This is a genomic window from Pseudomonas sp. RL_15y_Pfl2_60 (assembly GCF_963970595.1).
Classification (GTDB): domain Bacteria; phylum Pseudomonadota; class Gammaproteobacteria; order Pseudomonadales; family Pseudomonadaceae; genus Aquipseudomonas.
Genome location: NZ_CAXAOE010000006.1, coordinates 313,132 through 333,747 on the forward strand (window position 1 = coordinate 313,132; position 20,616 = coordinate 333,747).

Annotated in this window: 17 protein-coding genes; 10 read left to right on the forward strand and 7 right to left on the reverse strand. The window is 56.3% G+C overall.

The features are described 5' to 3' along the window. Positions 1-2 precede the first annotated feature (2 nt). From pilP to AACY26_RS17815, 4 genes are read right to left on the reverse strand one after another with little or no spacing between them, the layout of a single operon-like run. Positions 3-527 carry a type 4a pilus biogenesis lipoprotein PilP gene (gene pilP, locus AACY26_RS17800; protein WP_339515949.1) on the reverse strand — a complete coding sequence of 175 codons (525 nt, stop codon included), beginning with the start codon at positions 525-527 and terminating at the stop codon, positions 3-5. Further along, positions 524-1,147, reverse strand: coding sequence for a type 4a pilus biogenesis protein PilO (gene pilO / locus AACY26_RS17805; protein ID WP_339515950.1), 624 nt, complete (start codon positions 1,145-1,147; stop codon positions 524-526). Before pilO ends, pilP begins: the two co-directional genes overlap by 4 nt. Further along, entirely contained in the window at positions 1,144-1,716 is a 573-nt protein-coding gene (pilN, locus tag AACY26_RS17810) for a type 4a pilus biogenesis protein PilN (protein WP_339515952.1), read from the reverse strand. Before pilN ends, pilO begins: the two co-directional genes overlap by 4 nt. Continuing rightward, positions 1,716-2,780: a pilus assembly protein PilM gene (locus AACY26_RS17815; protein ID WP_339515954.1), complete on the reverse strand. Its 1,065-nt coding sequence runs from the start codon at positions 2,778-2,780 to the stop codon at positions 1,716-1,718. The genes pilN and AACY26_RS17815 overlap by 1 nt, the downstream gene beginning before the upstream one ends. A 184-nt stretch (positions 2,781-2,964) precedes the next feature. Between AACY26_RS17815 and AACY26_RS17820 the strand changes: the two genes are divergently transcribed. Next, a complete protein-coding gene (locus tag AACY26_RS17820) occupies positions 2,965-5,442 on the forward strand; it encodes a penicillin-binding protein 1A (RefSeq protein WP_445261324.1) in 2,478 nt (825 codons plus the stop codon). A gap of 81 nt (positions 5,443-5,523) precedes the next feature. On the opposite strand, the gene AACY26_RS17825 is transcribed toward AACY26_RS17820, so the two are convergent. The 3 genes from AACY26_RS17825 to rpmE form a co-directional block, all read right to left on the reverse strand. Then, a complete protein-coding gene (locus AACY26_RS17825) occupies positions 5,524-6,792 on the reverse strand; it encodes a malic enzyme-like NAD(P)-binding protein (protein WP_339515958.1) in 1,269 nt (422 codons plus the stop codon). Positions 6,793-6,965: 173 nt separating this feature from the next. Next, positions 6,966-7,766: a thermonuclease family protein gene (locus AACY26_RS17830; protein WP_339515960.1), complete on the reverse strand. Its 801-nt coding sequence runs from the start codon at positions 7,764-7,766 to the stop codon at positions 6,966-6,968. Positions 7,767-7,792: 26 nt separating this feature from the next. Further along, entirely contained in the window at positions 7,793-8,005 is a 213-nt protein-coding gene (rpmE, locus tag AACY26_RS17835) for a 50S ribosomal protein L31 (RefSeq protein ID WP_087518472.1), read from the reverse strand. A gap of 166 nt (positions 8,006-8,171) precedes the next feature. Between rpmE and AACY26_RS17840 the strand changes: the two genes are divergently transcribed. The 9 genes from AACY26_RS17840 to phaC (AACY26_RS17880) all read left to right on the forward strand — a co-directional run bounded on the left by AACY26_RS17840 (position 8,172) and on the right by phaC (AACY26_RS17880) (position 20,575). Beyond that, a complete protein-coding gene (locus AACY26_RS17840; RefSeq protein ID WP_339515963.1) occupies positions 8,172-10,391 on the forward strand; it encodes a primosomal protein N' in 2,220 nt (739 codons plus the stop codon). A 177-nt stretch (positions 10,392-10,568) separates the two neighbouring features. After that, on the forward strand, positions 10,569-12,308 hold the full coding sequence (gene argS, locus AACY26_RS17845; RefSeq protein WP_339515965.1) for an arginine--tRNA ligase: 1,740 nt from the start codon (positions 10,569-10,571) through the stop codon (positions 12,306-12,308). After that, complete coding sequence (locus AACY26_RS17850; RefSeq protein ID WP_339515967.1) at positions 12,309-12,977, forward strand: SPOR domain-containing protein; 669 nt, start codon at positions 12,309-12,311, stop codon at positions 12,975-12,977. 175 nt (positions 12,978-13,152) lie between these two features. After that, positions 13,153-13,686: an ATP-dependent protease subunit HslV gene (hslV, locus tag AACY26_RS17855; protein ID WP_339515969.1), complete on the forward strand. Its 534-nt coding sequence runs from the start codon at positions 13,153-13,155 to the stop codon at positions 13,684-13,686. A gap of 32 nt (positions 13,687-13,718) precedes the next feature. Continuing rightward, positions 13,719-15,059, forward strand: coding sequence for an ATP-dependent protease ATPase subunit HslU (hslU, locus tag AACY26_RS17860; RefSeq protein ID WP_339515970.1), 1,341 nt, complete (start codon positions 13,719-13,721; stop codon positions 15,057-15,059). Between the two features lie 183 nt (positions 15,060-15,242). After that, positions 15,243-15,617 (forward strand): DUF971 domain-containing protein, encoded by a 375-nt coding sequence (locus AACY26_RS17865; protein ID WP_339516111.1) that lies wholly within the window; start codon positions 15,243-15,245, stop codon positions 15,615-15,617. A gap of 316 nt (positions 15,618-15,933) precedes the next feature. Continuing rightward, positions 15,934-17,613, forward strand: a complete 1,680-nt coding sequence (gene phaC, locus AACY26_RS17870) for a class II poly(R)-hydroxyalkanoic acid synthase (RefSeq protein WP_339515972.1) — start codon at positions 15,934-15,936, stop codon at positions 17,611-17,613. A 132-nt stretch (positions 17,614-17,745) separates the two neighbouring features. Beyond that, complete coding sequence (gene phaZ, locus AACY26_RS17875) at positions 17,746-18,603, forward strand: poly(3-hydroxyalkanoate) depolymerase (RefSeq protein WP_339515974.1); 858 nt, start codon at positions 17,746-17,748, stop codon at positions 18,601-18,603. Positions 18,604-18,892: 289 nt separating this feature from the next. Next, positions 18,893-20,575, forward strand: a complete 1,683-nt coding sequence (phaC, locus tag AACY26_RS17880; RefSeq protein ID WP_339515976.1) for a class II poly(R)-hydroxyalkanoic acid synthase — start codon at positions 18,893-18,895, stop codon at positions 20,573-20,575. Positions 20,576-20,616 lie beyond the last annotated feature (41 nt).

Genomic DNA, 20,616 nt, shown 5'->3' on the forward strand with positions numbered 1-20,616 from the left:
ATTTAAGAGCGCTCCTTGAGGGAGAGGCTTCGCGGCCGTTCCAGCCAGCCACCTTCACCATCGGGAACGATTTCAATCACATCAATTTGTGATTCGCTGATAGCAGTGATGCGCCCGTTATTTCGGCCCAGGTAATCCCCCACCTTGACGCGATGAACGCCTCCTGCACCGCTAACCAAAGCATAGGTTCCGCGATTGTTGGCCAAAGTACCGACCATCTCGAAAACTTCAATATTGAAGCCTTCAAGGAACTGTTTCACCCGTGTTTCGTCGGGCTTGATTTCTTTCGAGCCCTTGGCCCGCTGCACCATGTCGATCTTCACTGGCGGCTGAAACGGGCTTCTCAGTGACGCGGCGCTGTAGGTAAAGCTTTCATAGGGCTGAAATTTCGGCAGCGGCTCAATAGAACCCTTGGGCCGAGCACGCACTTCATCCATATAAGCCTGCAGGTCCGCAAAATCACTGCTCGATCCACAACCGCTAAGCGTCAATACCGTTAGGAAAGTTGCTAAATGGGCGCGTTTCATTTCTGCACCCCCTTATCGTTATAACGGTAGGTTTTAGCAAGAATCGACATACGCAGCTTGCTCGTTGAGTCTTTACTGGCCGGCACGAGATCAAAATCATGTAGCGTTACAATACGCGGCAAGCTGGCAACCCCGCTGACGAAGGTAGCCAAGTCGTGGTAGGTACCAACTACTTTGATCTGTATCGGCAGCTCGATATAAAACTGTTGTGTCACCTCTGGCAGGAGCTTGATCTCTTCGAACTCAAGACCACTGCCCAGGCCGGTGCGAGTAATGTCTTCGAGCAAGCCAGGCACTTCAGTGTCACTCGGCAGCTGTTTAAGCAGCGCACCAAAGGAGACTTCCATTTCCTTCATTTGCTCTTTGTAAGCCTCCAGGTTTGCAGCCTGGAAAGCCTTGGACGAGAACTGCTCCTTGAGCGTGACCTCTTCTTGCTGCTTGCCTGAGAGCTGGGTTTGCAAATCTTCCAAATGGAACTTGTAACCCAGCGCCAGCACCAGAATTAACAACAGCGCGCCTGCAATCACCTTGACGGCTGCTGGCCAGGAGCCAACGTTATTCAGATCAAGGTCGTTAATATCGACCTGCTTCAAACTTTCCAGCGATTCTCTCAGGCTCATTTTTTAGCTTCCTCGCCTTCAAGCTTCGGCTGGGTTTGCTGCACCGTCAGCTGAAACACGTTTGCCTGATCAACTGCTCCAGCAGTCACCGCCTTGACTTCAGTCAAGTTAGGTTCGGTTAACCATTGTGATGAGTCGAGATTACGCATTAAATTGGAAACACGGTTATTGGATTCAGCGGCACCGACAATCGCGATGTTCTTGCCGGTCATTTTAAGCCCGGTGAAGTAAACGCCATCGGGCAGAGTTCTCACTAACTGATCAAAAACCCGGCCAATAATCGGTCGATTGCCCTGCAAGTCTTGAATGATTTTCATCCGTTCAAGTAATTGCTCGCGGCGCTTTTTCAGCTCACTGATTTCTTTGATCCGAGTGTCGAGCACAGCGATTTCTTTACGCACAAATTCATTACGCGCATTTTGCTGTTCTATCGCACTGCTAAAGTACTGATCGCCCAAAAACACCAGGCCAGCTGATATCGCCAGCACGCCGCCGAGAGCAACCAGGAAACGCTGCTTGCGCTCCTCGCGTAACTGCTCTCGCCACGGAAGTAAGTTGATCCGTGCCATTAGTCGAAACTCCTCATCGCCAGACCACAAGCAATCATCAGTGCTGGTGCATCACTAGCAAGCGCACCCGCATTGACCTTGCTACTTAACGCCATATCAGCGAACGGATTGGCGACCAATGTCTGGGTGCCGATCTTCTGCTGAATCAAGCGGTCGAGATCAGGAATGGAAGCCGTACCTCCGGCCAACAGAATGTAATCAACGTCGTTGTACTGACCCGCAGCGAAGAAGAATTGCAGCGAGCGCGAAACCTGCTGCACAACCGCTTGCTTGAACGGTTGCAAAACCTCGCTGTCATAGTCATCCGGAAGTCCGCCTTGCTTTTTCGCAAGACCGGCTTCTTCAACAGATAGCCCGTAACGGCGCTGAATCTCTTCAGTCAGTTGCTTGCCACCGAACATCTGCTCACGCGTATAAATAGTCTTGCCGTTGTGCAAGACACTCAGCGTGGTCATGGTTGCGCCGATATCAACAACAGCCACGGTCAAGTCATCATCACCCGCCCCCAGTTGTTCTGCGAGCAAAGCGAAGGAGCGTTCGAGTGCATAAGCCTCAACGTCCACCACCTTGGCGGTCAGACCGGCGAGCGCCAATGCGGCTTCGCGAACCTCGACATTCTCTTTGCGGCACGCCGCGAGCAAGACTTCAACTCGTTCAGCATTGCGCGGCGACAATCCCTGCACTTCAAAGTCGATAGCAACTTCTTCCAGTGGATAAGGGATGTATTGATCCGCCTCGATCTTCAATTGATTCTCAAGATCATCGTCGGAAAGCCCGGCTTCCATTTCGATAGTCTTGGTAATCACCGCAGAGCCCGCGACTGCAACAGCTACAGTCTTGACTCCGGTTTTAGCTTTGGCGAGCACGCGCGTAAGTGCCTGGCCGACCCCCTCCATCTCGGCGATGTTCTTTTCAACTACAGCATTAGGTGGGAGTGGCTCAACAGCATAGGCCTCTACTTTGTAGCGGCCTCCTGAGCAACTCAACTCGAGGAGCTTTACCGAGGTCGAACTGATATCAATCCCCAGCAGCGTATTCGCTTTCTTATTGAAGAGCCCTAGCACGACCGATTTCCTATTGGCATCCGTTACTTACGGACTATTTATGTTTTTCTACATTAAATAACAGTCTTGACAGAAGCGCAAATGGCTCCCAGTGGAAAAAAACGCTTATAATGTGATCGATTTTTTCCTTTTAGCGTTGTCTTGTTCTTAACTCATTCTTTTATCTGGAAATCCAAAAATCTTGATGCGTTTGCTGAAATTCTTTGCTTGGTCCTGCGTCGCCATTTTTTGTGGCCTGTTACTCAGTTTAAGTGGTGCTTTTCTCTACCTAAGCCCGAGCCTGCCCTCTGTCGACTCATTACGTAGCATCCAGCTGCAAATACCTTTAAGGGTATTTAGCAGCGACGGAAAGCTGATCGCCGAATTTGGTGAGATGCGACGCTCCCCCATCGAATTCAAAGATATCCCGCCCGACTTCATCAACGCACTACTGGCTGCCGAAGACGACAACTTCGAGCATCATTATGGCGTCGACCCGAGCAGTTTGATGCGCGCTGCCACGCAAATTTTAAAAAGCGGCCAAATTCAAACCGGTGGTAGCACTATTACCATGCAGGTCGCAAAAAACTACTTCTTGACCAATGAGCGCAGTTTTTCACGGAAAATCAACGAAATTCTGCTGGCCCTGCAAATAGAACGCGAACTCAGCAAAAACGAAATTCTCGAACTGTATGTCAATAAGATTTACCTCGGCCAACGCGCCTACGGTATCGAAGCAGCATCACAGGTTTATTACGGCAAACCCATCGGAGAGTTGACCCTCTCCCAACTGGCAATGATTGCCGGGCTGCCCAAAGCGCCATCGCGCTATAACCCGCTGGTAAACCCGACCCGCGCCAAAGAACGTCGCGACTGGATTCTGGGCCGTCTCCACCTGCTCGGCAAAATCGACGAACAACGCTATCAGGCAGCACTCGCCGAGCCCGTCAACGCCAGCTATCACGTCGCCACCCCGGAACTCGCGGCACCCTATATAGCCGAGATGGCCCGCGCCGAAATGGTCGGTCTCTATGGTAGCGAAGCCTACACCGAAGGTTTCAACGTCTACACCACAGTACCCAGCAATCTGCAAGAAACGGCAAACGATGCACTGCGCAGCGGCCTGCTGTCTTACGATCAGCGCCATGGCTATCGCGGCCCGGAAAGCCGCCTGCCGGGTATGACCAAGGAAACCTGGCTGACTGAACTGGCAAAGAAATCCCAACTTGGCGGTCTTGAACCTGCAATTGTCACTCAGGTTGAGAAGAGTGGCATTCTGGTCCTGACCCGCGACGGCAAAGAAGAAGCCGTGAGTTGGGAAAGCATGAAGTGGGCACGCCCCTTCCTTAATACCAACAGCATGGGCCCTCGCCCCAAGCAGCCGAGTGACGTAGCCCAGGTTGGCGATCTTATTCGCGTGCAGCGCCAGGAAGATGGCAGCCTCAGCTTTGTACAAATGCCAGCCGCCCAAGGCGCGCTGGTTTCGCTTGATCCCAAGAACGGTGCAATTCTCGCATTGGTCGGCGGCTTCTCGTTCGAGCAAAGTAACTACAACCGTGCAATTCAGGCTAAACGCCAGCCGGGCTCAAGCTTCAAACCTTTCGTTTACAGCGCCGCCCTCGACAAAGGCTACACCGCTGCAACCCTGGTTAACGACGCCCCAATCGTTTTCGCCAGCAGCAACACCGATGAAGTCTGGCGCCCGAAGAATGACAACAACACCTTCCTCGGCCCGATCCGCTTGCGTGTCGCCCTGTACAAGTCGCGCAACCTGGTTTCGATCCGCCTGCTACAGGCGATTGGCGTTGAATACGCACGCAACTACGCAACCAAGTTCGGTTTCAACAAGCAAGATTTACCACCCAACCTGTCCCTGGCCCTCGGCACCGCTGACCTGACGCCGATGGAGATTGCGGGTGGCTGGTCGGTATTCGCCAATGGTGGCTACAAGACCCAACCCTACTTGATCCAGAAAATTGATGATCGTCACGGCAAAACCGTATTCACAGCCAACCCGCCGACAGTGCCCAGCGTTGAGCAAACTGAAGACGAGCAATTGCAAGAGCTAGCCGAAGACAATGCCGGCCAGGCAGCACCTGAAGCACCAGCACTGGACACTGGCGTTGCAGCGCCAACCGAGACTGTCGATCCACAAGCGCCGGTTGAGCCCGCTGTAGCCAAGCGCATCATCGATGCGCGTACCGCCTACATCATGACCAGCATGCTTCAAGACGTGATCAAGCGTGGCACCGGTCGACGCGCACTCGCACTTGGCCGCGATGACCTTTCCGGCAAAACCGGTACCACCAACGAGTCGAAGGACAGCTGGTTCTCCGGCTACAACGCCGACTACGTAACCACCGTATGGACCGGCTTTGACCAACCAGAAAGCCTAGGCCGGCACGAGTTTGGTGGCACAGTCGCCCTGCCAATCTGGATGAAGTACATGGGCGCCGCGCTCAAGGACAAACCCAGCAACCCACCGAAAGAGCCACCTGGAATACTGACGCTGCGCATCGACCCTTTCAGTGGACGCACCGCATCACCCGGAACGCCTGGCGCCTACTTCGAACTATTCAAGAACGAAGACACGCCACCGTCGATGGGCGAGCTCGACCCCAACCTCGGCGTTCCCGGCAGCCCATTGCCAGCCGATGACTCGGCCCCGATCGACCTGTTCTAAAGCATCGGGCTCACGCCATGCGTGAGCCCGAACAGCAGGCATTAAAAAACCCGCCGAAGCGGGTTTTTTAATGCGCCTGACTTAACCCTTGAACACGTCATCTACCGATTGCAGCGGATAGTGTGCAGGATATGGCAGCGTAGCCACACCGCTCTCGATTGCTGCTTTAGCAACAGCGTCAGAGATCAGGGTGATCAAGCGAGCATCCATCGGCTTCGGAATGATGTACTCGCGACCAAAGGACAACTCAATACCACCGTAGGCCTCGCAAACTTCCTTAGGCACCGGCAGCTTGGCCAGATCACGCAGCGCAACTGCAGCAGCGATCTTCATCTCTTCGTTGATGCGCGTGGCACGAACGTCCAAGGCGCCACGGAAGATAAATGGGAAGCCGAGTACGTTGTTGACCTGGTTCGGATAGTCGGAACGGCCCGTCGCCATGATCACGTCGCTGCGTGTGGCGTGCGCCAGTTCTGGCTTGATTTCCGGGTCTGGGTTGGAGCAAGCAAAGACGATTGGGTTTGCCGCCATACGCAGCAGACCTTCAGGGCTGAGCAGGTTTGCGCCAGACAGGCCAACAAATACGTCAGCGCCATCAAGCGCATCATCCAGGGTGCGCTTGTCAGTTTCGCTGGCGAAGACTGACTTGTACTGATTGAGGTCGTCACGACCGGCATGAATGACGCCCTTGCGGTCGATCATGTAGATGTTTTCAACCTTGGCACCCATGCTCACCAACAGCTTCATGCACGAGATCGCAGCAGCACCAGCACCGAGGCAAACAATCTTGGCCTCTTCAACTGTCTTGCCGGCAATTTCCAGAGCATTAAGCATGCCCGCAGCCGTTACGATCGCGGTGCCGTGCTGGTCGTCATGGAATACCGGAATGTCACACTGCTCGATCAGCGCACGCTCGATCTCAAAGCACTCGGGAGCCTTGATGTCTTCAAGGTTGATACCACCGAAGGTGATGGAGATACGCTTGACGGTGTCGATGAATGCCTGCGGACTTTCAGAGTCGACTTCGATATCGAACACATCGATACCTGCGAAACGCTTGAACAGAACACCTTTACCTTCCATGACAGGCTTGGAAGCCAAAGGGCCCAGGTTACCCAGACCTAGAATTGCGGTGCCGTCAGAGATTACCGCAACCAAATTACCTTTACCGGTGTACTGGTAGGCCAACTCAGGATCGCGGGCAATTTCACGCACAGGCTCGGCAACACCTGGGCTGTAGGCCAAAGACAAATCACGAGCAGTTGCAGTTGGCTTGGTCAGCTCTACGCTCAGCTTACCCGGACGTGGCTGGGCATGATATTCGAGAGCGGCAGTTTTCAAATCAGACATATTGGCGTTCCGCTTTTTTGGGCTGTTAATGCAGGCCGTCGAGGATACGCAAATTGTATACAGCTGCACAAGACTGTTCGGTCAGCCTTAGCACTGAAGCACCCTGTATTGCCTACTGCAAAGGTGCTTTAATCCGGCTAAAACCGAACCTTGGATATGCATAAGTTGCGGCTTTAAGGCACCAATTGCATCATTGACTCATGGCCCAGCGTCAACATCCAGCGGGCCTGCTTTTTCGTTTTGGCTGAACTTCGAAGCCGATCGACCACCCAGCCGCGCGCCTCAAATGATCGCCCAGACAAGGCGCTGCCATGTATCCGGGTAAAGTCATCTGCCTGCTCCAGCGGCACACGCAGCACCAGCGAACCGCCCATCTCCAACCAAATGCCACCACGGTTACGCTGCACCTGCTTGATCCTGCCGCGCACGATGGCGAAGCCACCTGCCTTCAGCGACCCAGGCGCGACCACCGGGGATTTGCGCCATAACCCAAGCCTGGCCGCTCGGGCGGATTGTTCTGCCCCTTGCAAGCATTGCCGCTGCCCAAGATTGGGCGTTACAGCCACCCAATAGCCAAGTCCTTCGGCTAGCAACTGTGCCTCAAGACTGCGCCCCTGAACATCAAACACATGGGCAAGCGTGCGCCCATAGCGATCTTTCGGCTCAACCCCTAGCTGCAAGGTTATTTGCCCGCCACTGGCAGCAACCAATGCACTGAGGCGCCGCCTAGCCTGCTCGGCATAGGGCTCAACGCTTCGTCCTTTACCGGCCATCTCGGGCGCATTGATACCGATCAGGCGCACGCTACGCCCATCAGCCAGGCGCAGCGTGTCGCCATCGACTACCCGAGTGACATCCACCGGCGCCCCTACAACCGCTGCGGGACAAAGCGCCATGGCGGGAGAAAGGTAAAACCCGGAAACAAAAAAGGCGCCCACCAGGGACGCCTTTTTTAGTTTCGAGAAGAGCACCATCGGGCGACTCTTGACGATTCGGCTGCTTACTTGGCGCCGAACACACCGAAACGCTGCTTGAAGCGGTCGATACGGCCGCCAGCGTCCAGTACTTTCTGCTTACCGGTGTAGAACGGGTGGCACTCAGAGCAAACGTCGAGGCTCAGAGGCTTGGCCAGAGTCGAGCGAGTCTGGATAACGTTACCGCAGCTGCAAGTAGCTTCGATAGCGACGTATTCTGGATGGATATCGGCTTTCATCGGGTATTCCTCAATAATGTGTGCCGCCACCTAACCGGATGTCAGGTACCGCACGGAACGGGTTGCGGACTATACCAGACCCACAAACCCACGCAAGCAGTGTAAAGCACCGGCTGTCGCTTGATCACATGCTAATATTCGGCTCCTTCTCACCGGGAGCCTGTGTGTGAACCACGCTATCTTGCGCCTCGCATTGCCTTCGCCACTGCGCCGACTATTCGACTACCTGCCGCCTGCAGGCGTCGCGCTTGAGGCTTTGCAGCCAGGTGCCCGGCTGCGCGTGCCGTTTGGCCGCCGTGAGATGGTCGGTATTCTGGTTGAGGTCTGTGAACATAGCGACATACCAGCCGACAAGTTGAAACCGGCACTGGAGCTGCTTGATCCACAATCAGCGCTGCCCAGCGCATTTTTCAAATTTTGCCTGTGGACGGCACAGTATTACCAACACAGCCTGGGCGACACCTTCAGTTGGGCGCTGCCAATCCTGCTACGCCAGGGTGAACCCGCTCAGGCGCGCCAGGAACGCTTTTGGCTGGCCAATGATGGCGCCAGCATCGACGACCCGCGCCTGAGCCGCGCACCGCGCCAGCGTGATGCCTTGAAAACCATCGCCCAACACCCGCATGGTGTCGCACATGGTTTGCTCAGCCAGTTACAACTCAGCAAAGACAGCCTTGAGTTGCTCCGCGATAAGGATCTGGTACGCGTCGAGGTGCGACGCCACGCCGCCCATCCGCGACCAAGCAACTGGCTGGCGCAGCCCGAACTGAGCTTGAACCCCGAACAAAGCGCGGCCGCCACGGCGATTCGCTCAGGGCTTGGTAGTTTTAACACCTACCTGCTCGCAGGCGTCACCGGCAGCGGCAAGACCGAAGTCTACTTGCAACTCATCCGCGAAACGCTGGAGGCTGGCAAGCAGGCGCTGATCTTGATTCCCGAGATCAATCTAGGCCCACAAACCCTGGAGCGCTTCGAACGGCGCTTCAATGCCCGCATCGCTTTACTGCACTCGGCCGTCAATGACCGCGACCGCCTCGACGCCTGGCTGGCGGCGCGCGACGGCGAGGCCGACATTATTATCGGTACTCGCTCGGCACTGTTTACGCCGATGAAGAATCCAGGGCTGATCATTATCGATGAGGAGCACGACGCCTCCTACAAGCAACAAGAAGGCCTGCGCTACCACGCCCGTGACTTGGCCATTGTCCGCGCCCACCAAGAAAACATCCCGATTGTGCTCGGCTCGGCCACGCCCTCTCTTGAAAGCCTGCACAACGCCAACATCGGCCGCTACGCCCTGCTGCGCCTCAACCAGCGCGCGGGAAGCGCCAAGGCACCGAAGTTCCTGCGGCTCGACGTAAAGAGCTTGCCGCTCGACTCGGGAATTTCCGGCCCCATGCAGCAAGCCATTCGCAAAACCCTGGAGGCAGGCCAGCAAGTGTTGGTATTCCTCAACCGTCGCGGCTTTGCGCCGACCCTGCTCTGCCATGACTGTGGCTGGTTATCCGAGTGCCCGCGCTGCGATGCCCGGATGACGGTACACCAGCGCTCTCGCGAACTGCGCTGTCATCACTGCGGTCACGCTGAACGTCAACCGCACAACTGCCCGAAATGCCAAAGCGTCGACCTGCGTCCAGTCGGTGCCGGCACTGAACGCGCAGAAGAACGCCTGGAAATACTTTTCCCGGACGTTCCAGTGTTACGCGTCGACCGTGACAGCACTTCACGTAAAGATGCGATGAGCAAGCTGTTCAACACTGTCCAAAAAGGCGAACCCTGCATCTTGGTCGGCACCCAGATGCTTGCCAAAGGTCACCACTTCCCGCGGGTGACACTGGTGGCGATCCTGGATGCGGACGGCGGCCTGTTCTCCGCAGACTTCCGCGCCAGCGAGCGCATGGCCCAGTTGATCGTACAGGTTGCCGGGCGTGCAGGCCGCGCCGAAGAGCCGGGCAAGGTAATCATCCAAAGTCACCTGGCTGATCATCCGTTGCTGGTGCAACTCACCGAGCAAGGTTACTTTGCATTCGCCGAACAAGCCCTCAGCGAACGGCGCAGCGCAGGCTTACCGCCCTTTAGCCACTTGGCGCTGCTGCGCGCAGAAGCGCATAAACCGGGTCAGGCTGAAGGTTTTCTCGATCAGGCCTGCACCGAGGCCGAGTTACAGCTTGAAGAACTGCAACTGGGCGGCATCGAATTACTGGGGCCTGTACCCGCACCAATGGAGCGTCGAGCTGGGCGTTACCGTGCGCAACTTCTAATCCAAAGTAATGCCCGAGTGCCCCTGCACCGTTTGCTTAACAGCTGGCTCAACGCGCTGGAACAAATGCCCAGCGGCCGAGCGGTGCGCTGGTCGCTGGATGTCGATCCAATAGACCTGTTCTAATCGCCAAGGCTAGATTACCGGCATCAACACGCTAGGCTTAAATGAGCAAAGCGATCAGGGTTTTAACCACCGCAGAGTGCTTTGCCCTTGATGCGAGCCCCCCAAGCTGCCGATAATGTGCAGTTTTCAACCAGTGCCCCACGCGCAGCCGCGCCAGATCGGCCGACAGAGCAGACCATGAAAGACAGCATTCGCCACCTGATTCAACAAGCCCTGACCGTCCTGACCGCTGACGGCGTGCTGCCAGAAGGCTTGACCCCGACGATCCAGGTGGAGAACACCAAAGACAAGAGCAACGGGGACTTCGCCAGTAACATTGCCATGATGTTGGCCAAGCCTGCGGGTATGAAACCGCGCGATCTGGCTGAAAAGCTGGTTGCCGCGCTACCGGCCGACCCACAAATCAACAAGGTCGAGATTGCCGGCCCCGGCTTTCTCAATTTTTATCAGAACAACGCCGCACTGGCTCAGCGTCTTGAGGCAGCTCTTGCGGACTCGCACCTCAATGTACGCAAGGCCGGCGCAACGCAACGGGTTGTTGTCGACCTGTCGTCACCGAACCTGGCCAAAGAAATGCACGTTGGGCACCTACGTTCGACCATCATTGGTGACGCCGTGGCGCGCGTGCTCGAGTTTCTCGGCGATGAGGTCATCCGCCAAAACCACGTGGGCGACTGGGGCACCCAGTTCGGCATGCTGCTGGCCTACATGGAAGAAAACCCTGAAGCAGCCCAAAGCGAGCTGTCCGACCTTGAAGTCTTCTACCGCGCCGCGAAAAAGCGTTTCGATGAGTCAGAAGACTTCGCCAACCGCGCCCGCGAGTTGGTGGTTCAGTTGCAAGCCGGTGAGCCTGAGTGCATGCGCTTGTGGAACCGCTTCAATGAGATCTCACTGAGCCACTGCCAGAAAGCCTACGACCGCCTCAACGTCAAACTGAGCCCAGCCGATGTTCGCGGTGAAAGCGCCTACAACGATGACCTGGCCAATGTCGTCGCAGACCTGCAAAGCAAGGGCCTGCTCAGCGAAAGCGAAGGCGCCAAGTGCGTATTCCTCGACGAATTCAAAAACGCTGAAGGCAATCCATTGCCGGTAATAGTGCAGAAAGCCGGTGGCGGTTACCTGTACTCGACCACCGACCTTGCGGCCATGCGTTATCGCAGCCAGACGCTCAAGGCTGATCGTGCCCTGTATTTTGTCGACCAACGCCAGGCGCTGCATTTCCAGATGGCATTTGAGGTGGCGCGTCGCGCCGAGTTTGTTGCCCCGCACATGCAGCTCGAACACATGGGCTTTGGCACCATGAACGGCGCAGACGGCCGCCCCTTCAAGACCCGCGATGGCGGTACGGTAAAATTGATCGACTTGCTCGACGAGGCCGAAGAACGCGCCTATCAGTTGGTCAAAGCGAAAAACCCCGATATCGCCGAAGATGAGCTGCGCACTATTGCCCACGCCGTTGGCATCGGTGCGGTTAAGTACGCCGACCTGTCAAAGCATCGCACCAGCGACTACAGCTTCAACTTCGAGCTGATGCTCAGCTTTGAAGGCAACACCGCGCCCTATTTGCTCTACGCCTACACCCGTGTCGCCAGCGTACTGCGCAAGCTCGGCAAATCATTTGACGAGATCAAGGGCCCGCTCGACCTGCAGGCGCCACAAGAAATCGACTTGGCAGGCAAGCTTGCCCAGTTTGGCGAAGTACTCAACAGCGTTGCCGACAAAGGCACTCCGCATATTCTCTGCACCTACCTTTACGATGTGGCAGGCCTGTTCTCAAGCTTCTACGAGCACTGCCCGATCATCAACGCCGAAACCCCGCAAGCCCAGCAAAGCCGCCTGCGACTGGCGGCACTGAGCGGCCGAACACTTAAACAAGGTCTGCAGTTACTTGGCCTGGAAACATTGGAGCGCATGTAAGTGGCAGCCCGCAAAAAACCGGCCCCCAAGCGCGGGGCCAGTCGCTATAAAGCACCCGCAAAGAAACCCATTCCCGGATGGATCTGGCTCGCCTGTGGCTTGGCCATCGGCGTGTTTGTAATGCTCCTGATGAACCTCAAGCCCGGCAGCGGCGAAGTGCAACGCGATCGCACAGAGCAGGCGCGCAACGCAAAACCAGCCAAACCTGTTGCCAAGCCTGAAGCAAGCAAGCCCAAGTATGACTTCTACACCTTGCTGCCCGAGTCAGAAGTCATAGTGCCGCCTGAAGCGGTGCCGCCAAGCCAGCCAGCGCAGAAACCGGTAACCCCTGCAGAAGCTGCAAAGATCGATGCTGCGCGAGCTGAAGCGGCGCTCAAGGGTGAAACGCCACCACCGCCACCGGTCATCGCCCAAGTGGCACCGGTGACGACTCAGTTTTTCCTGCAGGCCGGCTCGTTCCGGCGCAAGGACGACGCTGAAAGCGTGCGGGCGCAGATCACCCTGCTCGGGCAAAACGTACGAGTAGAAGCCGGCACAGTCAAAGACGAAACCTGGCACCGCGTTTTAGTCGGGCCCTTCTCGTCGCGCGAGCAGCTGTCGCAATCGCAAAAAACCTTGGCCGCCAACGGTTTTAGCAACCTGTTGCTGCAACAACGCCAGGCCAACTAGGCACTGGCTACACATCAGGCATGACCGGCTGAACACAGCCGGTCAGTAATGATCTGTTACGCCCATCAACAACCATTCAGGCAAAAATCCCCTCGCCCAGGTTGAAAAGCCGCCACCGCCCCCCCATTTGTTTCTACATTGGGCATTTTCGCCCCGCAGCGTGGAGACTCTCCCCTTGACCACAATCGTATCAGTGCGCCGCCACGGCAAAGTCGTCATGGGCGGCGACGGCCAGGTTTCCTTGGGTAATACCGTGATGAAAGGCAACGCGAAAAAAGTTCGCCGCCTGTACCACGGCCAGGTCCTTGCAGGTTTCGCAGGCGCAACTGCAGACGCCTTCACCTTGTTTGAACGTTTTGAAGGCAAGCTGGAAAAACATCAGGGCCATTTGGTCCGTGCCGCTGTTGAGCTGGCAAAAGACTGGCGGACCGACCGCTCACTAAGCCGCCTCGAAGCCATGCTCGCGGTCGCCAACAAAGATGCCTCGCTAATCATCACCGGCAATGGCGATGTGGTTGAACCTGAACACGGCTTGATCGCCATGGGCTCTGGCGGTGGATTCGCCCAGGCCGCGGCAATCGCCCTGCTGCAAAATACCGAGGAGATGTCAGCGCGCGAAGTGGCTGAAAGCGCCCTCAACATTGCCGCCTCTATTTGTGTGTTCACCAATCAGAATTTGACTATCGAGGAACTGGACTCGGCGGTTTAACCCGCCTGAGCGCCGTTTGGAGCCTATTACCCATGTCCATGACACCCCGTGAAATTGTCCACGAACTCAATCGCCACATCATTGGCCAGGATGATGCCAAGCGCGCCGTCGCGATTGCCTTGCGCAACCGCTGGAGACGCATGCAGCTGCCTGCTGAATTGCGTGCGGAAGTCACTCCCAAGAACATCCTGATGATTGGTCCAACGGGGATCGGTAAAACCGAAATCGCCCGCCGCCTGGCCAAGTTGGCCAACGCTCCGTTCCTGAAGGTGGAAGCGACCAAGTTCACCGAAGTGGGCTATGTTGGCCGCGATGTCGAGTCGATCATTCGCGATTTGGCCGATGCAGCACTGAAAATGCTCCGCGAGCAGGAAATCATCCGCGTGCGCCACCGTGCCGAAGATGCCGCGGAAGATCGCATCCTCGACGCCCTGCTCCCGCCTGCGCGCACTGGATTCCAGGAAGAAGCAGCACCGAGCACTGACTCCAACACCCGCCAACTGTTCCGCAAGCGCTTGCGTGAAGGCGAGTTGGATGACAAAGAAATCGATATCGAAGTCGCCGATAGCCCAGCCGGTATTGAAATCATGACCCCGCCGGGCATGGAGGAAATGACCAGCCAGCTGCAAAACCTGTTCTCGAACATGGGCAAGGGCAAGACCAAAAGCCGCAAGCTCAAGGTCAAGGACGCCTTGAAGATGGTCCGCGACGAGGAGGCGGCACGCCTGGTCAATGAGGAAGAGCTCAAGACCCGCGCCCTGGAAGCCGTTGAGCAGCATGGCATTGTCTTTATCGACGAAATCGACAAGGTCGCCAAGCGTGGCAACACCGGCGGCGCCGATGTATCGCGCGAAGGCGTCCAGCGCGACTTGCTGCCGCTGATCGAAGGTTGCACCGTCAATACCAAGCTGGGCATGGTCAAGACCGACCACATCCTGTTTATTGCCTCTGGCGCCTTCCATCTCAGCAAGCCAAGCGACCTGGTGCCGGAGTTGCAGGGCCGCCTGCCGATTCGGGTCGAGCTCAAGGCCCTGAGCCCGGAAGATTTCGAGCGCATCCTCACCGAGCCGCATGCCTCGCTCACCGAGCAATATGCAGCACTGCTCAACACAGAAGGGCTGGGTATTGAGTTTCTCGGCGACGGTATAAAGCGCATCGCCGAGATCGCCTGGCAGGTCAACGAAAAGACCGAAAATATTGGTGCCCGGCGCCTGCACACCTTGCTTGAGCGCCTGCTCGAAGAAGTGTCGTTCAGCGCTGGCGATATGGCGGCCGAGCATACTGGCAAGCCAATCCAGATCGATGCAGCCTACGTCAACAGCCACTTGGGCGACCTGGCTGAAGACGAAGACCTGTCGCGCTATATTCTCTAACTATGTCGTAGGGTGGGTAATGCTTTTTTGCCCACCAAACTGGCTAGACTGTAGGGTGGATGATGCTTTCATCCGCCCTTTTGCCAGCAGGCAGTTGAGCAAATGGCGGACAAGCTTCGCCTTGTCGCACCCTACGCAATACCAATGACTGCTTTTAACCTATGCAAGGCGTAAGCAATGACCATGGCGAAAATCCCCAGCGCAATCGAACTGCACAAAGCATCGAAAACCCTGACGCTGAAATACGCCGAGGACAGCTACACCTTGTCCGCCGAATTCCTACGCGTCCACTCTCCCTCAGCCGAGGTGCAGGGCCATGGCAACCCAATACTGCAAACCGGCAAGATCAACGTCGGCTTGAGCCGCATCGAACCCGCCGGCAATTACGCACTAAAACTGTGCTTCGACGACGGCCATGACAGCGGTCTGTACAGCTGGGACTATCTGTATCAGCTTGCCACTCGTCAGGAACAGCTCTGGGCAGACTATCTTGCCGAACTGCAAGCCGCCGGAAAGTCACGCGACCCCAACGAGTCAATTGTCCGACTCATGCAGTAGCAACCACGGCCTGCCGCACAGAACACCGCGCACCAAAGCTGTTATTTCAGCGCCCTCGATCGACGCCTCGTGCACAGTTAGAACGCATTTTCTAATCTCTGAAGGCATACTGCTGCCAAGCAGAAGCTGCACACGCCTTGCGTAAAGTTAAAAACTCGGGTAACCAAGTAACTGGCAAGTTACCTGCATCTGGAGCCCCAGATGCACACAGTAGTGATATTAATTGCACACGGTAACCCGAGTCATACCGAGTCCTGCATTATGTCCATGCGCATCATGCAGCGGCGGTAGGTGTCTCAGGACAATGGAGCGTCAAATGGCTGATAAAAATAATGATGCCCTGAAGCAACAAGCTTCAGAACATACCCTTGGCCTTAATCCCGTTGTTGGGATCCGCGGTAAAGACCTGCTGACAACGGCGCGGATGGTTCTGTCCCTGGCGCTTAAACAACCTTTGCACAGCGCCAAGCACGTCGCGCATTTTGGTCTTGAGCTCAAGAACGTCATGTTTGGCCAGTCTGACCTGGAGGCCGACCCGACCGACCGGCGTTTTAGTGACCCGGCCTGGAGCCAGAACCCGCTCTATCGGCGCTACCTGCAAACCTACCTTGCCTGGCGCAAGGAACTGCACCAGTGGATCGACGAAAGCACCTTGTCGCCACAGGATGCCAGCCGTGGCCATTTCGTGGTCAACCTCATGACCGAAGCCATGGCGCCCAGCAACTCCCTAGCCAACCCAATGGCGGTCAAGCGCTTCTTTGAAACGGGCGGCAAAAGCCTGCTCGACGGCCTCTCCCATCTCGCCAAGGACCTGGTCAATAACGGCGGTATGCCGAGCCAGGTCAATATGTCGGCCTTTGAGGTGGGTAAGAATCTGGCGACTACTGAAGGCGCCGTGGTCTTTCGCAATGACCTGCTCGAACTGATCCAGTACGCCCCCGTCACCGAGCAAGTTCACCAGCGACCGCTGCTGGTGGTGCCACCGCAGATCAACAAATTCTATGTATTCGACTTGTCGGCGGAAAAAAGCGTCGCCCGCTTTCTCCTGCGCAGCAGCGTGCAAACCTTCGTCGTCAGCTGGCGCAACCCGACCAAAGCCCAGCGCGAGTGGGGCCTGAGCACCTACATCGAAGCCCTTAAACAAGCGATCGATGTGGTATGCGCCATTACCGGCAGCAAAGATATCAACATGCTCGGCGCCTGTTCCGGCGGCTTGACCACCACCTCCTTGCTCGGCCACTACGCTGCGCTGGGCGAGCAGAAAGTCCATGCCTTGACCCTGCTGGTGAGTGTGCTCGATACCCAGATGGATACCCAGGTCGCGCTGTTTGCCGATGAGAAAACCCTTGAGGCTGCCAAGCGCCGCTCGTATCAAGCGGGTGTGCTCGAGGGCAGCGACATGGCCAAGGTATTTGCCTGGATGCGGCCCAATGACCTGATCTGGAATTACTGGGTCAACAACTATCTATTGGGTAATGAGCCGCCAGTTTTCGACATCCTGTACTGGAACAACGACACCACGCGCTTGCCGGCAGCCTTGCATGGCGAGTTCATTGACATGTTCGTGACCAATCCATTGACGCGCGCGGGCGCACTCGAAGTCTGCGGCACGCCGATCGACCTGAAACAGGTTACAAGCGATCTATTTTGCGTTGCAGGCACCACTGACCACATCACGCCTTGGGAATCTTGCTACAAGTCAGCCAAGTTATTTGGAGGTGAATGCGAGTTTGTTCTGTCCAACAGCGGCCACATCCAGAGCATTCTCAATCCGCCGGGCAACCCCAAGTCACGCTACATGACCAATAGCGAAATGCCTGATGACGCCAAAGACTGGCAGGCCAGCGCAACCAAACATACTGATTCCTGGTGGCTGCACTGGCAACAGTGGCTCGCGCAGCGCTCAGGGGAAACCAAACCGGCGAAAGCCCAGCTAGGCAATAAAAAATACCCGGCAGCTGAAGCCGCACCGGGCACATATGTACACGAACGTTAACTAATTGCGCACTGCGCACCCATGCCTGCAGCGCAACCGAGCGCTGCTCGCTGAAACTCAGCGGACCAGGATTCTCTGGTGGCTATAGCCGGGACCGTCCAATTCAACGGTTTAACTGATAGGGTTATGCGTATGTCGCTACCATTTGTATTTCGTACCATCGAACTGGATGGCCAGACAATCCGGACTGCTGTTCGGCCCGGGAATAGCAAGATAGCGCCGCTGTTGATCTTCAATGGTATCGGCGCCAACCTTGAACTGGTCATGCCGTTCGTTAAAGCGCTCGACCCTGAGCTCGAAGTCATTGCCTTCGATGTGCCCGGTGTGGGCGGCTCATCCACGCCGAGCACGCCGTACCGCTTCCCCGGACTGGCCAAGCTCGCGGCGCGGATGCTCGACTACCTCGACTACGGCCAGGTCAATGTGATCGGCGTATCCTGGGGCGGCGCATTAGCCCAGCAATTCGCCTACGACTACCCTGAACGCTGTAAAAAGCTGGTATTGGCAGCGACCTCAGCCGGTGCATTTATGGTTCCGGGCAAACCTAAGGTATTGCTGCGCATGGCCAGCCCGCGGCGCTATATCCAACCGTCATACGGAGTGCAAATCGCGCCAACTATCTACGGCGGCGCCTTCCGTCGCGATCCAAAACTGGCCATGGCCCATGCCAGTAAAGTGCGCTCATCCGGCAAAGTCGGTTATTACTGGCAGCTGTTCGCAGGACTGGGCTGGACCAGCATCCATTGGCTGCACAAGATTCACCAACCGACCTTGGTGCTGGCTGGCGATGACGACCCGATCATCCCCTTGATCAATATGCGCATGCTGGCCTGGCGCATTCCCAATGCGGAACTGCATGTGATTGATGACGGTCACCTGTTTCTGGTGACCCGGGCAGAAACGGTTGCACCACTGATCATGAAGTTCCTTGATGAAGAGCGCCAACGCGCGGTCATGCACCCGGTTCCTGTCGCTGCATCATCTCACTAGCCGTACAGCCTGATTAAAGCGTGCGCCGTCATCTGACTGTCGCACTCTTGTAGTGCTCGCCCCCTATAGTTGACTCATTTAAGGGCTCTGTATTTTTTGCCTCAGAGCCCCGCAGGCTCTGCAATGCAGCTTTGCCTACATTGGTACAAGCCTTGCTGCTCAAACAACACAATGAGTCCTGACACCCGGATATGCCTTCACCTTTTGCTTACCGCTGTGAATGCTCAGCGGCAAAGCCAAGGAAATGGATACAAGGATTCGCAGCGTAATAACGACGGAGTGTTATTTCATGCCTGATAAAATTAACAAAAGCGGCTTGCCAAGTTCAGCCAGAGCCATGAATGCGCAAAACGCTATTTCCGGCCTTCGCGGCCGCGATGTTATTTCCACATTCCGGGTCTTGGCGCTTCAGGGACTCAAGCAGCCAGTGCACAGCGCCAAGCACCTGCTGGCGTTTGGCGGTCAACTAGGTCGCGTACTGGTGGGCGATACACCGCACAAGGTCAACCCGCATGACAGCCGCTTCAGTGATCCGACCTGGCACCACAACCCCTTCTATCGCCGCAGCTTGCAAGCCTATCTGGCATGGCAAAAACAACTGAACAGCTGGATAGATGAAAGCGCCTTGTCAGCCGATGACCGCACACGCGCGCGCTTTGTATCATCATTGCTGAACGATGCGCTGTCGCCGTCCAACAGCCTGCTCAATCCACTGGCCTTGAAAGAACTTTTCAACAGTGGCGGCAGCAGCATTTTCAAAGGACTCAACCATCTATTTGACGACTTGCTGAACAACGGCGGCATGCCCAGCCAGGTCAGCAAACATGCATTTGAGGTCGGTCGGAACCTGGCGACGACACCTGGCTCGGTGGTGTTTCGCAATGAAATGCTGGAGCTGATCCAATACAAGCCAATGAGCGAAAAACAGTACGCCAAGCCGCTGTTGATTGTGCCGCCGCAAATCAACAAGTACTACATTTTCGACCTCTCGCCCGAGAAAAGCTTTATCCAGTACGCCCTGAAAAACAACCTGCAAACCTTTGTTGTCAGTTGGCGTAATCCAGACCCGCAACACCGCGAGTGGGGCCTTTCAAGTTATGTACAAGCCCTTGAAGAAGCGCTCGATGTCTGCCGCGCCATCACCGGCAGCAAGGACGTTAACCTGCTCGGTGCCTGTGCTGGCGGGCTGACCATTGCTGCATTGCAAGGGCACCTGCAGGCCAAACGGCAGCTGCGGAAAATTTCCAGTGCGACTTACATGGTCAGCCTGCTCGACAGCCAGATCGAAAGCCCGGCCATGCTATTTGCCGACGAGAAAACCCTAGAAGCAGCCAAGCGTCGTTCCTACCAACAAGGCGTGCTCGACGGACGTGACATGGCCAAGGTGTTTGCCTGGATGCGGCCCAACGACTTGATCTGGAATTACTGGGTCAACAACTACCTGATGGGCAAGCAACCGCCCGCGTTCGACATCCTGTACTGGAATAACGACAACACGCGCCTGCCAGCAGCACTGCATGGCGACTTGATCGAGTTCTTCAAGTACAACCCCTTGACCCGTGCCGGCGCCCTGGAAATTTGTGGCACGCCGATAGACATGCAGAAGGTCAACGTCGACAGCTTCAACATCGCTGGGATCAACGACCACATCACGCCCTGGGATGCGGTCTATCGCTCGACCTTGCTTTTGGGCGGCAACCGGCGCTTTATCTTGTCCAATAGCGGGCATATCCAAAGCATTCTCAATCCGCCCGGCAACCCAAAAGCCAACTTCTTCGAAAACCCAAAGCTGACCTCCGACCCACGCGCCTGGTACCACGACGCGAAAAATCAGCAAGGCAGTTGGTGGCCGCAATGGCTGGAGTGGATCCAGGCTCGCTCTGGCACTGAGCACGAAACCATCATGGCCATCGGCGACCAAAATCATCCGCTGCTGGCTGATGCGCCCGGTAACTATGTGCATGTGCGCTAAGACGCCGAACAGCTGAGGGGCGCGTATTGCAATCGCAAAAG